The organism is Tardiphaga sp. 37S4, from assembly GCF_021044645.1.
Classification (GTDB): Bacteria; Pseudomonadota; Alphaproteobacteria; order Rhizobiales; family Xanthobacteraceae; genus Tardiphaga; species Tardiphaga robiniae.
Window position 1 is genome coordinate 2,344,349 of sequence record NZ_CP088008.1, and the last position, 13,813, is coordinate 2,358,161.

Consider the following 13,813-nt stretch of genomic DNA (forward strand, 5'->3'; position numbering starts at 1 on the left):
GCAGGCAGCGTGTCAGAGTGTCGCGCGACAATTCGAGCGATTGAGGTACTTGGCGCCGGAATGGAGGACGAATGAAAGACGAACAAAGGGATGATGCGGCGCGCAACCGCCCCATCCATCATTCGCCGCTGTTCTGGATCGGTGTTGTTCTGTGCCTGGCAGCCATCGTCATCTATGTGATGTCTTACGACCTGTCATGGCCGGTCGCTAAATAACGACGCTCACGCTTTCTTTGGCTTCTTCTTTGTCGAGGTGTTCAGCGCCACCGCAGCGCGGATGAGCGCCTTCAGCGCCTTTTCATCCAGCTTGTCGCCCTCGTGAATATCGATGGCCCGCCGGGTGTTGCCGTCGAGGCTGGAGTTGAACAGGCCAGACGGGTCATCGAGCGATGCGCCCTTCGCGAAGGTCATCTTCACGACCGCCTTGTAGGTCTCGCCGGTGCAGATGATGCCCGCGTGTTCCCAGACCGGAACGCCGCGCCACTTCCATTCCTCGACCACGTCGGGGACAGCCTGCCTGATGATCTTTCGGACGGAAGCGAGCATCTCACCGCGCCAGTCACCCAGCTCCTTGATCTTCGTGTCGATCAGCACGGAGGGAGAACCTGCCTCGTTGATCTCCGTCGATTTGCTGGGCGTCTTTTTTGCCATGCGCTCCCCCTTCGACGCCCGGAGCCATACAGCTCTATTAGTGGTGCTTACCTACGTGTCGTGAAAATAACCCCGCCTGTTTCGAGCGTCCAGCCTCCGCTACAGGCGAACGAAAAACCGCTACGCGCTGCGCATTCCGGATCGCGAACCAATTCCTGTGTCACGAAATTGCGTGTAGCCTTGAACTACCAGCGCTTTGCGTGATTCGTAGCGTTTTTCTTATTCAGTTCAGTTGCATTCGAGAGCATTCCGCCCGTCACGGCGGGTTTGCTTTCGTCAACTATGTCGCGACCATTTCTGCTGAATGGAAAGGCAGATTTTTAAGATGTGCTGCGCTAGTCGTGACAGTAGCAATCGCCAAGATGACTCGGAGGAGTCCGGATATGACGTATCGCCACGCTGTCGCCCTTGCGGCTGTCCTGTTGGGGGGCGTCGGCGCCGCCCATGCCCAGACCCTGCCATCCTACATGGCGCCGATTTCCGGGCTGACCGCGACAACGCCTGCCGAGACCGCCACCAAGGATATGCTCGCGCTCAACACCGGCATGTTTGAGCTTTATGGCGACGCAGCGAAAGTCTTCCGCACCAATATTCTCGCCAAGCATCCCGTGATCCTCGGCCTGTTCTCCGGCGCCGGCGGCAAATTCACGTTGTACCAGCCCGGCAAACCGCCACTCGACGCGCCCTCGGTGCCGATGGTCTATCAGCTGCTCAAGTCGGTCGGGCACAGCACCATGGCGCTGGCCGAGGTGGTCGGCCCCTATGTGAACAATCCCGACAACAAATCCTGGCTCGGCTCGATGAAGGCCTATCGCAGCCGCATGCAGTCGGCGCTGGATGGTCTCGACCTCACGCCGATGCAGGCCGACTGGCGCGACAACAACCGCACCATTCTGCAGAACAACCTGGCTTTCATGGATGAGTGCATCGCCAAGGGCGTCATTCCCTTCGATACACTGGAGACATTTGGCAAGAAGCAGGCGCCGTTCCTTGCGAAGAACGTGACTTGGGCCGCGCAGACCCAGGTCAATCACTGGATGACCGTGCTGGGCGACTGGAAGAAGATGCTGGGTCCCGATTGGGACAAGGCCTATGCCGCGAGCAACACGATTTACGTGGCACGGCAGAACAACGTGCTGTTCAGCGTGCTGGCACAGTTCTTCCCGCCGGAGGCCATCAACGATCGTCTGCTGCTGATCGAGACCGTGTCGTTCACCACCACGCAGGCCGATATGCTGGAGTCGCTGACGCGCATCATCGCGGATCGCTCCGTGGGGGCGCTGTTCTTCGGCAACTATCACCTGATGGACTACGAATTGATGGGGGGCGACGCCCGCGCTGCCATCATCGCCGAGAGCGCCAAGCGCGGCATGACGCCGTTCCTGCCGCCCGTGGTGCCGTTCGGCTCCAACCAGTGGCCGACGCTGATCACGACCGGGCCGGGGCCGGCCACCATCGCCGATCTCAAGTAATCGGCGCGGCGGCGGACGACTGTCGATCAGGGGTGGAAGCATGCGGACTTCGCGTCGCGAGTTTATGAAGTGGGTATCGGCTGGCGGTATTTCGCTCAGCCTGTCGCATCTAGCTGCGGCGGAGCCGGTGGCGTTCCCGGCACGCGAGACACTGCCGGGGCGGGGCAAGTTGAATCCCGCTATCGGCGGCGCCGGCCGTGTCGATGGCGTCGCCAAGGTCACCGGCTCGAAACTCTATGCCTCGGATTTCCGGGCGAATGACCTGCCGGGCTGGCCGGCCAAGACCTCGCACGCGATTTTGGTGCGCGCGCCCGATGCCACTCATGTTTATCTTGGCATGGACCTCGCGCGGTTGAGCGGGGCGCTGAAGCCTACGGTAATCGTCACCGCGGTGGATCTCGCCAGGATCAACATCCGCGTTCCCGCCTACTATGAAGGCGATCTGTTCTGTCCCGTCGGCAAGACGCCGCTCTATATGGGCCAGCCTGTTGCGCTGCTGATCTTTGAGCAGTTCGACACCTATGACCGCGCGCGGATGGCCTTGCGCGATGGTACCTTCGTGCAGTTTGGCGAGGAGACCGGCCCGATCGTAATGCCGAACTATGCGGCGTATCGTTTCACCCGCGTTGCCGGCGCCACGCCCGATGCGCCAGATGTCTACTCGCCGGTCCTTGCCGGCTGGGTCACGCCCGGCCGTACCCAGGCGTCCGCGCTGCCGGTATGGTCCTCGACCGCGCACAAGAACGAGGCCGGTTACGAGAAGGCTGCGGTCTATGGCGACCAGATCCGTGCCGAGATCGCCGCCAGCGAGTCTTCGGCTCTGGTACTGGACCGCACCTTCGATACGCAGTCCGTCGATCCGATGTTTATGGAGCCGGAATGCGGGCTGGGCTGGTACAGCGCAAAAGACAAGGCGCTCGAACTGGTGCTGGGCGTGCAGTCGCCGTATGAAGCGGCGGAATCAATCGCGTTTCTGCTTGGCGAAACCAAAGCGCCGTTCAAGCCGAGTGCGATCAACGCGCAATTCGCCTATGTGGGGGGCGGTTTCGGCGGCCGCGACCATACGCCATTCATTTTCTATGTGACGCTGGCGGCGATATTCTTCCCGGACCGTCCGGTGCGGCTGGCGCACGATCGGTATCAGCAATTTCAGGCTGGCATCAAACGCCACGCCATCAAGATGCGCTCGCGCATGTCGGTCGATCGCGCCTCTGGCAAGATCACGGCCTTCGCCGCCGATCACGTGCTCGATGGCGGTGGTCTCGCCAATTTCTCGGCCAATGTCGCCACCTGCGCCGCAACGGCTGCGATTGGTATCTATGACGTGCCGAAGGTCGATGTGACGACTGTGGCAGAGCATACCCGCGGCGTGACCGCGGGCTCGATGCGCGGCTACGGTTCGCTGCAGACCATGACCGCGCTGGAAGTTCTGATCGACGAGGCGGCGCTTGCGCTGAAGCTCGATCCCATCGACTTCCGGCGACGCAATGCCCTGAAGCAGGATGGCCGCACCATGACCGGCAATCCCTATATCGTCTCGGTGCGGAGCTTAGAGGTTCTCGACAAGCTCGAGCAGCACGCGATCTGGAAGCAACGAGCTGCAGAGAAGGCGCGCGCGACCAGTGGCATACTGGTCGGCACCGGCGTCGCCTGTGTGACCAAGGACTACGGCACCGGCGGCGATAGTTCTAACGGTCGCGTTGAACTCAGCCCCGACGGCAGGATCGCGATCTTCTGCGACCATGTGGAGATGGGCAATGGCATCGGCACGGCGCTGGCCAATCGCGTCGCATTGCACCTCGGCAGCATTGCTGACGAAGTGGCGGTGTCGCAGGTCGGCGTGTTCGATGCGCTGGAGCTGGTGACCTCCGGCGATTGCTACACCATGGACCAGAAGACCCAGGACAAGGCCGAGAAGGATCCGCGCTGGGTGCCGTCGATCAGTTCGGCCACGTCAGCCTCCATCGGCGCCCATGTCGGTACCCATGCCGCGGCGGAAGCTGCGCGGGTGATCTTCCGCTTCGGTCTGTGGCCGGCGGCGCTGGCGCTATGGAATATCGGCCCGCGCGATCCACGCGCCAGGGACTTTGCCAAAGCGCAGTGGAAGGACGGACAGCTCACAATGGCGGGCCTGCCGTCGCTGCCGTTGGACAAACTCGCCGCTGCGGCCCATGCACGCAATCTGGTCACCGGCGCCGTGGCGCACGGGTTCTCGCGCTGGTCGTGGGCACGCGCACGTTTCCCCATTAACGGCGAGCAGTATCGCGCCGAGATCGACGGGCTCGCGCTACGTCGTGGCGCCGGCAAATTCACGCGCATCAACCGTGCCAGCGTGTTGTTCCCGCCAACCGATAACAACCGGATGGGCACGGCCTATACAGCGGCATGCGGTGCAACAGTCCGGGTCGAGATCGAGAAAGCGACCGGCGTGCTGCGCATCGCCAAAGCCTATACCGCATTCGAATGCGGGCAGGCGCTGGTGCCGGAGGTCGTGATTGGCCAGGCACAAGGCGGCTTCGCCATGGGCGTCGGTTACGCACTTTTGGAAACGCTGCCGCCGTTTGAGGGCGGACCCGGCAACGGGCAATGGAATCTCGGTCAATATCTGGTGGCGCGAGGATCAGACCTGTCGCTGCGCGACGTCGAGATTGAGCTGATGCCGCCGCTGACACCGGACGAATTGCCGAAGGGCATGGCCGAGGTGGTGATGATCCCCATCGTGCCGGCATTGCTCAACGCCATCCATGACGCCATCGGCCACCGCTTCGCGGCGCTGCCGGTGACACAGGCCATGCTCAAGGGAGCGCTCGCGTGACGACACTGGGCATCACCATCAACGGACAGGTCCATGCGCCCACCGAGGTGCGCGACGATCTCTCCATGAACGACTTCCTGCGCGAATATCTGGGCATGACCGGCACCAAATTCGGCTGCGGCGCCGCGCAGTGCCTGAGCTGTGTCGTGATCGTCGACGAGCCCGACGGCACCTGCCACACCAATCCGACCTGCGTGACCTCGGCGGCGAGCTTCCACGGCAAGACCATCCGCACGGTCGAGGGCCACGCCAAGAACGGCGAGCTGTCGCCGTTGCAGAAGGCCTTCATCAGGCATTTCGCGTTCCAGTGCGGTTACTGTACCGCCGGTTTTCTCAATGAAGGGCAGGTGCTGCTCGAGCAGATGGCCAGGACGCCTGTGCCGCGCGCGGGCCTTGAAGAGAGGATCGCCGAGGCGCTTGACGGGCATCTGTGTCGCTGCACCGGCTACTTCAAGTATCATGAGGCCGTGCTCGATGTGATCCTCAGCGACGCGAAGCGCTATCTCATTCAGGAGCCGCGCGGATGAGAGCCGAGACACGCGTCAAGACTCTGGTTGTCGTCGCGACGCTCGGGATGAGCATGCTCACGGCCTATGCGGCCGGGCAGGGCGCATCGAAAGGGCTGGCGAGCCCGGAGAGTTTCAATGGCATCGCCGATACCAGTGCGCGCTCCGCAGCGATCTTTACCGAACTCGGCAAGGTGTTGACGCATCCGCGCTGCGTGAACTGCCATCCCGCCGGCGACATGCCGCGGCAGGGCGATGCGCGCCGTTTGCATCAGCCGCCGGTGACGCGTGGGTCCGATGGCCACGGCACCGCGGCGATGCGCTGCAACTCCTGTCACAAGGACGCCAATTTCGAACCCGGCCGCATCCCCGGTCATCACGAATGGCACCTGGCGCCGCGCGAGATGGCATGGGAAGGCAAGACCGTCGCAGAGATCTGCGCGCAGATCAAAGATCCCGCACGCAATGGCGGCCGCAAGGTCGAGGATCTCATCGACCACATTGGCAAGGATACGCTGGTCGGCTGGGCCTGGGCGCCGGGTTACGGACGTGCGCCTGCGCCGGGTACGCAGGCCGAGGCGGGCGCTCTCGTGGAAGCCTGGGCGAAGACCGGCGCAGCCTGTCCGGGCTGAGACAATCGGGAGCTCGCGTGTTCGCAAATGACGTCGCAATGATGATCATGCGCACTGCCATTTTGTCGCAGGCATAAAATAGTTTTGATAGTTAGCATTATTCCAAATCTAAGTCGGTTTGTGGAATTTCTCAAATGCGAGAGCTGAAGCGTCTCGGCGTGTAGACGCGCGTTGTTCCGTGCTGCAGAGACGACGTGATCGCGATTACGCGTCTTGGAAAGATCATGGACCAGCAAGCAGACCTTCGCCGCCAGCTCTTGGCGCCACCCCTTAACGTGTTCAGCCGCCTGCCATTGCTTGGCCGCATCATGATCGCGGTACGCGACGATGACGTGGTGTTCGAACGCATCGGTGTCGTGCAGAAACTCGAACGTGACGGCACCATGATGTTCTGCGTCGGTCCTGCACATGATAGCGAAATCAACCTGAACAACTTGTCGCAGGTCGTCGTCGACTATTCGAGCAAGATGAAGGACAAAGTCCTGCCGCGGATAGAATTTCAGGAACCGACCGGCAAGATCGTGTTCAGCGTAGTGGGTCTCGAAGGCGTCGAGCAGTTCGATACCGCACTCAAGGCTTTCGAAGGCGTTGCCATCGAACCGCTGGTGAAGCCGGCGTTGGAGTCTGCGCCTGCGACACTGGACGCGGATGATGTTGGCCTGCAACCGCTCAAGGCCGCGCGCGCGGCCGAAGCCGAGATCACGATCGAGATGCGTCGGCCGGGCGTGACGCAGCGCTGGCACGGGCTCGTTCCCGAGATCAATCCGGCCATGGGCTACGTCAACATCATCACATCGGACTTCCATCTCCATTTACGCGGCGGCGGCGTCACGGCGTGGAAGCGAAGTGATGTCGCCGCTGACGGTACTGTCGAACTCGTGGCGATCGGCCCCGGCGACAAATCGCTCGGCCTGTTCCTGCGGGGTCCCGCCACGGCATTTGGAGCTGCGTGATGCGCGATCACCCGCGCGCGACCTGGCTCGATCCGACCAGTGGCGAGCATCTCGACGAGCGCGCGCTGCTCGCCGAGATGGCAACGCGGCAGGTGGTGCTTCTCGGCGAGACTCACACGGTTGCAGAAATCCATCGCTGGCAACTGCACGTCGCCACGGTGCTGCGTTTTCTCCGCCCGAATATCGCCGTCGGCTTCGAGATGTTTCCGCGCCGCGTACAGGCCGTGCTCGACGAATGGGTCGATGGAGAGCTCGGCACGGACGCGTTTCTCGACAAGGTCGAGTGGGGCACCGTTTGGGGCTTTGACGCGCAGCTCTATCTGCCGCTGTTTCACTTCTGCCGGCAGCATCGCGTGAAGATGCTGGCGCTAAACTGTCATCGCCCGCTGGTGACGCGCGTCGGTAAGGAAGGGTGGGAAGCTATCCCCGAAAACGAGCGCGATGGCCTGACGCCATCGGCGGAAGCAACGCCTGCCTATCGGCAGTATCTCGCCAATCTCGGTCTCGGTCGTGGCCCCGTCGCCGACGGCGCTGCCGCGCCGCCATCGTCAGCAACGGATCGTTTCGTTCGCGCGCAGCAGACTTGGGACCGTGCCTTCGCCAGCAGCATTGCGCGGGCATTGCAGCAGCCGGAGCCGCCACTGGTGATCGGCATCATCGGGCGCGGCCATCTCGAATATGGCCACGGTACGCCATATCAGCTCGCTGATCTCGGTGTGACGTCGACGGGTGTGCTGTTGCCGACGACGTCCGCACAAATCGACGTCTCACATGCATCAGGAATTTCCGACGCAGTCTTCCGGCTCGATGAACCGGATCCCGAAGCGCCGATGCCGGCGAAAATGCTGAAGGCCATTGAAGAGCACAAGGCCAGAGTAGCAGCAGAGGCGAAAGTAGAATTACAATAATTAAAAGTAATATCGATGTTCTTAAATGTATTCTTTCTTCAAGGAGGCAATTTTAGGACTTTATTGAGGCGATATAATTGACTCGAATACATTAAGAAACGAAACGGTCCTCAGCGATTACATGAAAATGCTAGGGACACTATGACCGGGACTATCCGCCGAAGGGCGACCGCCGCGCGCAGCACGACCATGCTCGCACTTGCACTTCCCATCGTGCTCATGGGCGCAGCTCATGGCCAGACCGCCGACGAGAAAAAGCGTCTGGAAGCCGCGGATCGGATTGCTGCCAGCTACGGTGTGTCGCTCGATCCGATCAGCGTCTATGCCGATCGTAACGCACGGAACGTCTTGAACCTGGCTCAGAACGTCACGGTGATCGGACGCAAGGAGCTCGACGATCGCATGGTCCGCGACGTGCAGGACCTGGTTCGTTACGAACCAGGCATTTCGGTCGCCAAAGTGACCTCATCAACCGATCCATTCGGCAATCTCGCCGGCTTCACAATCCGTGGCGTCTCGAACAACCGCGTTCAAATGCTCGTTGACGGCACGCGTGTCATCGAGAGCATCGTCGACGGTAACCGCGACTTCATCGATATGTCGAACTTGAAGGCCGTAGAAATCATGCGCGGTCCGGCCGGCGTGATGTGGGGCGCGGACGCGCTGGGCGGCGTGGTGGCCTTCGTCACCAAGGACCCCGAGGACTACCTGAAGGGCCGCAATTTTGGTGGTCAGCTCGATACGAATTACGATTCATACGACAAGAGCTGGGTGAAGACGGGCACGACCGCGTTTCGTTTCGGCGACTTCGCTGCCATGATCAGCGCCTCGCAGCGCAGCTATAGCGAGGGCACGCTGTCCAAGGCACGCGCCGACGGCGGCATCTATGGATGTCCACGTCCGGCGGAAGCTATTCGCTGTAATCAGCTGAACCCGCTGGATGGCGATGATGTGAGCGTGCTCAACAAACTGGTCTGGACACCCGACAATCAGAACGAAGTGAAGTTTACGGCAGATTTTCTCAGGAAGAGTGCCACCGTCGATCAACGGTTGGATCTCGGGCTGCAGTCGACCGGCATCACCAATCTGAGTTACATCCGAAACCAGATCCAGAGCCGCGAGCGCTATACGCTCGCGCACAAGTACACCCCGAATGCAGGTTGGATCGACCAGATCAAATGGCAGGTCTCGCATTCGGATCAGGAGCGCGACTTCACTGGCGTTCGCCAGCGCCGTCTCGCCAACGGCCAGCTCGATCGGCTGGACTTCCTGCTCGATTACAAGGAACAGTTCACCGAGGGCGATATCCAGTTCAATTCGTCCTTCAACACGCCATGGGCGCGTCACGCTTTCACTTATGGCGTCTATGCCAGCGTTGCCGAGACCGATTACCAACGACGTGACACGACAACGAACCTGACCACCAACATAACTACCGTTGCGAACGCCGGAGGCTTCAATTTCGCCGATGCGACCACGACCCGCGTCGATGGCTTCATCCAGGACGAAATATCGCTGCTCAACAATCGCTGGATCCTGACACCCGGCGTCCGTTACGCCACTTACGAGCTCGATCCGCGGCCAAATCCGTTCTATCGCGCGGTGGCGGGTAAGGAACCCCGCGACGTCCAGAGTGAAAAGCTGGTGAAGCAGTTCGGCTCGGTGTTCAAGCTGGATGAGAATTTCTCGCTGGTCGGTCGCTATGCCGAGGGTTTCAAGATGCCGACGTCGCAGCAGTTGTATACGTCGCTGCCTGGTGGTGCCGGCACCAATATGGATCTGGTTCCGAATCCCGGCCTGCGTCCGGAGGAGGTCAAGAGTTACGAGATTGGTCTGCGCGGTCAGTTCACGCAGGGCTATTTCACGGCCACGGTGTTCAAGTCGGACTACACGGATTTCATCCAGAATTTCGTCAATACGCCGAGCACCAACTTCCCCGGCCTGTTCGATCTGACCTATGCCAACCTTTCGAAGGTGAATCTGCTGGGCTTCGAATTCGCTACCGAATATCACTTCACGGACTACTGGAGTGCGAACCTCTCGGTCGCCTACACCCAAGGTAGGCAAAAGGCGACTGCAACCAGCGCAGAAACTGCGTTCGATGGTACCACGCCGTTCTCCGGCGTGATGGGTTTGCGCTATAATGATCGGCCGAACGGCTTCGATGCACAGCTGATCTCGACCTGGTCCGCCGGTGCGTTGTCACGCAGCGATCCGACCTACTACCGGCCCGACAGCTACATCGTGTTCGATGCGATCATTGGTTACAAGCCGCAGATCGCACCAGGCCTGACGCTGCGCGCATCGGTGCTGAATATCAGCGACGCCCGTTATTTCCCTTCGCTTGCGGGAACGACCACTTATACCAACACGGCAACCGCTGCCGTGGCGATGGCCAATCCGATCGAACTGCGGACCGCACCGGGGCGGACTTTTAAAGTCGGCGCCAGCTACGCGTTCTGATCGCGTCGGGCACATGAAATCAGCCGGAGCCCGGCGCGAGTTCGGCTCCGGCTTCTGCTGTTGAACAGAGATAACGACAGGCCATCATCATGCGCGCAATCATCCATCAGATCTGGCGGTTCGTCTGGATCGCGGCGACCGGGCCGGGGAGTGGCTTCAGCCTGATGTTGCTGGTCGTCATCGTCGCCTGCCAGCTTGCGATCATTCAAGTCACGTTGCGGCAGGTGCAGTGGAGCGCCGACTTCTTCAATGCGCTGCAGAAGATAGATGCGCAGGCTGCGATCACCCAGATCGGTGTCTTCGCCGTTCTCGTCGGAATTTCTGCCAGCCTCTATCTCATCGCCAAATACTGCAAGCGGCGGCTGCAGTTTCGCTGGCGGCAAAGGCTGTCCGACACGCTGCTGGAGCGTTGGACGACCAACAAGGCGCATTGGTTTCTGCATCCGAGCCTCGGCGGTCATGCCAAGGTCGACAATCCGGATCAGCGCATTGCCGAAGATTGCAATATGTTCGCCGAGGCGATCCTCGGCAGCAAGGACGATATCCGTGCCGGTGTCCTGGATTTCATCATGAGCCTGATCGGGCTCGTGTCCTACGTCATGCTGCTCTGGCAGTTGTCGACCTTTGCGCTGCAGTTTTCGCTATGGGGCGTCGGAATCGAAATCCCGCGCTACATGGTCTGGGCCGCGCCGATCTACGTGGCACTGGCGACCACGTTGACCCATGTTCTCGGGCGGCAACTGCCTGGTTTGCTGATGAATGAGCAGCGGCGAGAGGCCGATTTTCGTTTTGCGCTCGTCCATATGCGCGAGAATGCATCGGCCATTGCACTCTCAGACGGCGAGACGGCGGAGCGACGCATGCTCGCCGACAGGTTCAACGACGTGGTGAGTGTCTGGCATCAGGTGATCCGTCGCGAGTTCATCTACGGCCTGTTTACGCGGCCTTATTTCCAGAGTGTGCTGCGGATTCCGACGTTTCTAGCGTTGCCGGCCTTTCTGGCTGGCAAGATCACGTTGGGAGGGCTGACCCAACTCGCTGCCGCCTTCACCAACGTCGTCACGACGCTGTCCTGGTTCATCTTCAGTTATAAGTTTATCTCCGACCTGGTGGCAACGACGCGGCGTCTACAGGGCTTCATGGATGCCATGGACGGTGTAGCGCCGGAGGCCCATGCGCTGCGCCGCGAGCAATCCGGCGATAGCAACTTGCAGATCCGCGGTCTCGGTATCCGCGCCCCGGACGGCCGTATGCTGGTTGAGCTGCCGAGCCTCTCGGTCGCGCGCGGGGAGACAGTCTGGCTCAGCGGTGCCTCAGGTCTTGGCAAGAGTACGCTGATCAAGGCGCTGGCCGGGCTGTGGCCGCATGCGGAAGGACAGGTGACGTTGCCGTCGGGCCAACTCGCCTTCATGCCGCAGCAGGTCTACATGCCGCTGTGTTCCCTGATGGATGCCGCGGTCTATCCCGCCGATCCTGGCAGCGTGCCGCGTGAGACCGTGGAGCGGCTGCTGCGCGGGGTAGGCCTCGGTCCGCGTCTCGACGCCGGGGACGACAGTGCCAGCGGCCTGTCGGTCGGGGAGCAACAGCGTCTGGCGCTGGTGCGCGTGATGGTCAGCAAGCCCGACTGGATCTTTGCCGACGAGGCGACGAGTGCGCTGGATGCGGAATCCGAACGCATCGTCATGGCGCTGCTGCGCAGTGAATTGCCGGACGCCACACTCGTGGTGGTGGCCCATCGTGAGCCGCACGGCTTTGCAAGCATCCGGCGCGTCGTGCTCGACACTCGTTCTGACGAGGGCGCTATGGGGCCGAATAGCGGTGCTTTGCGACTGGCTTGACCGTCACCCAGTCCCGTTTGTCTCTGTAGACTGGCCCGGCGCCAACAGATTGCATGTTCGTTACGCGGGAACTCTCTGAACAGAAATCCATTATCCGGTCTGAAAAAACCGGAGGTGTGTCATGAAGCAAGTGCCCGACGCTGAAGAAAACCGCCGGCTGGGGAAAATCCAGTCTGACAAGGCCGGCAAGCTCCCCGAGGGCGATGCCAAGCAGGCTCACTTGAAGAAAGCTCGAGACTACGAGGCGGATGCTCGTTCGAGGGCTTGGCGGGATTCCAATCTCAAGTCTCCGAAGTAATGATCGGGAACGATTGTACGCTAACTAACTTAGGAGGAGTGCCATGTTGGCTCTCGAGGTTTCGGAATGCCGACAGTGCTGGTTGTTGAGGATGACCCCCTCATTCGGGATTTGATCAGCGAAGAATTGGTCGAATCAGGCTTCGATGTTTTGCAGGTAGGCGACGCCAATCAGGCAATTGCCGTCCTAGAGGCCCGCCAGGATATCCACCTCGTATTCACGGACATCGATATGCCCGGCTCCATGGATGGCCTCAAGCTAGCTGCTGCTGTTCGTGACAGGTGGCCACCGATCCACATCATTATCACAACTGGGAAGGCGAGGCCCATGACGATTCCGGCCAACGCGCTTTTCATTCCGAAGCCCTACCTGACCACGGCGGTGATATCTGCGATGCGGACGTTCGAGAACATGCGCTAGGGTGTCTGCGTCGCGCCGCCAGAATGCCCGGGCATACGCAGCTTGATCCGATAACGCCCGCGTTCTGCGTCGGTAGAATCCAGCGCCTAAATCAAACGGATAGCTTTCTCGGCGTCCGTGTAAGCCTCGTCTTCTGACGGGAAATCTTCGGACGTGACAAAGCTTTTCAATGCAACGCCATTCATGGTCAGGACGGCTCCATCTTTGCGGGAAATAGCTGCGCGCCAAAATCCTGGCCGTCGCTGGTAAGCGAGAATGGAGAACTGAGCTTTATTTGCCATTGCAGTGTTCGGCGCCTCAAAGGCGGCCGTGTCAAGGCCGGCAAATTTGGCGAAGTCGCGCGCGCCGCAGCTGGGCTTGATGTGAGCTAAGTGAACTCTCTTAAGGGATACGATCGTGCGGAAAAGCGACGCATCTGGCGCGTCGCCTCAGGCTCTTTATCAAGAAGGTATCCGCGGCCTCAGTTTCCGAGCGAGTTCGGAACTTGGCGTCATCGGGCCGGTTAAGGCAAAGGCCGGCATCCTCGCGAGGGCGTGGCTATGCGGGCCTTACCCAAGGGAGAGGCAGATGAAAGTAACACGCCAAGTTGTACTAGTTTGTGCAGCCACGCTGGGTCTCGGTAGCGCGTCGGTCCAAGCGGGTCCATGCAACACCAGCAAAACGACTGAAATGCGCGACGCTGGTTCAGGCCCGACTCCAGGCAACACCGGCTCGACTGTCGGTGCAAATTCCAAAACTGATCAGCACCCGCCGACGAGCGCCATGAACCAGCAGTCCGGGAATATTCCTGCTTCATCTGAGGACGCCCAGAAGCAAATGCAAGGGAAGCCAACTGCGGCGCAGCAGGCCGACGGGGCG

Annotated in this window: 13 protein-coding genes; 11 read left to right on the forward strand and 2 right to left on the reverse strand. The window is 60.8% G+C overall.

Annotated elements, in window-relative coordinates; translation table 11 throughout:
* Positions 1-71 precede the first annotated feature (71 nt).
* A complete protein-coding gene (locus LPB73_RS11490) occupies positions 72-215 on the forward strand; it encodes a hypothetical protein (RefSeq protein ID WP_231080639.1) in 144 nt (47 codons plus the stop codon).
* A 6-nt stretch (positions 216-221) separates the two neighbouring features.
* On the opposite strand, the gene LPB73_RS11495 is transcribed toward LPB73_RS11490, so the two are convergent.
* Complete coding sequence (locus LPB73_RS11495) at positions 222-650, reverse strand: DUF1801 domain-containing protein (RefSeq protein ID WP_231080640.1); 429 nt, start codon at positions 648-650, stop codon at positions 222-224.
* 383 nt (positions 651-1,033) lie between these two features.
* Here LPB73_RS11495 and LPB73_RS11500 point away from each other — a divergent pair, with 383 nt between their 5' ends.
* From LPB73_RS11500 to LPB73_RS11545, 10 genes are all read left to right on the forward strand, one after another.
* The gene (locus LPB73_RS11500; RefSeq protein ID WP_231080641.1) at positions 1,034-2,122 is read left to right on the forward strand and encodes a hypothetical protein; all 1,089 of its coding nucleotides are present in this window, start codon (positions 1,034-1,036) and stop codon (positions 2,120-2,122) included.
* 40 nt (positions 2,123-2,162) lie between these two features.
* Positions 2,163-4,937, forward strand: coding sequence for a xanthine dehydrogenase family protein molybdopterin-binding subunit (locus LPB73_RS11505; RefSeq protein WP_231080642.1), 2,775 nt, complete (start codon positions 2,163-2,165; stop codon positions 4,935-4,937).
* Positions 4,934-5,464: a (2Fe-2S)-binding protein gene (locus LPB73_RS11510; protein WP_184516750.1), complete on the forward strand. Its 531-nt coding sequence runs from the start codon at positions 4,934-4,936 to the stop codon at positions 5,462-5,464. Before LPB73_RS11505 ends, LPB73_RS11510 begins: the two co-directional genes overlap by 4 nt.
* Positions 5,461-6,075: an Isoquinoline 1-oxidoreductase subunit gene (locus LPB73_RS11515; RefSeq protein ID WP_231080643.1), complete on the forward strand. Its 615-nt coding sequence runs from the start codon at positions 5,461-5,463 to the stop codon at positions 6,073-6,075. The genes LPB73_RS11510 and LPB73_RS11515 overlap by 4 nt, the downstream gene beginning before the upstream one ends.
* Positions 6,076-6,299: 224 nt before the next feature.
* Positions 6,300-7,028: a hypothetical protein gene (locus LPB73_RS11520; RefSeq protein ID WP_231080644.1), complete on the forward strand. Its 729-nt coding sequence runs from the start codon at positions 6,300-6,302 to the stop codon at positions 7,026-7,028.
* A complete protein-coding gene (locus LPB73_RS11525) occupies positions 7,028-7,936 on the forward strand; it encodes a ChaN family lipoprotein (protein ID WP_231080645.1) in 909 nt (302 codons plus the stop codon). Before LPB73_RS11520 ends, LPB73_RS11525 begins: the two co-directional genes overlap by 1 nt.
* A 189-nt stretch (positions 7,937-8,125) precedes the next feature.
* Positions 8,126-10,399 carry a TonB-dependent hemoglobin/transferrin/lactoferrin family receptor gene (locus LPB73_RS11530; RefSeq protein WP_231080646.1) on the forward strand — a complete coding sequence of 758 codons (2,274 nt, stop codon included), beginning with the start codon at positions 8,126-8,128 and terminating at the stop codon, positions 10,397-10,399.
* 89 nt (positions 10,400-10,488) lie between these two features.
* Positions 10,489-12,237, forward strand: coding sequence for an ABC transporter ATP-binding protein/permease (locus tag LPB73_RS11535; RefSeq protein WP_231080647.1), 1,749 nt, complete (start codon positions 10,489-10,491; stop codon positions 12,235-12,237).
* Positions 12,238-12,358: 121 nt separating this feature from the next.
* Positions 12,359-12,535, forward strand: coding sequence for a hypothetical protein (locus LPB73_RS11540; protein ID WP_170849671.1), 177 nt, complete (start codon positions 12,359-12,361; stop codon positions 12,533-12,535).
* A 66-nt stretch (positions 12,536-12,601) separates the two neighbouring features.
* A complete protein-coding gene (locus tag LPB73_RS11545) occupies positions 12,602-12,955 on the forward strand; it encodes a response regulator (protein WP_231080648.1) in 354 nt (117 codons plus the stop codon).
* Positions 12,956-13,041: 86 nt separating this feature from the next.
* On the opposite strand, the gene LPB73_RS11550 is transcribed toward LPB73_RS11545, so the two are convergent.
* A complete protein-coding gene (locus LPB73_RS11550) occupies positions 13,042-13,236 on the reverse strand; it encodes a hypothetical protein (RefSeq protein ID WP_231080649.1) in 195 nt (64 codons plus the stop codon).
* Positions 13,237-13,813 lie beyond the last annotated feature (577 nt).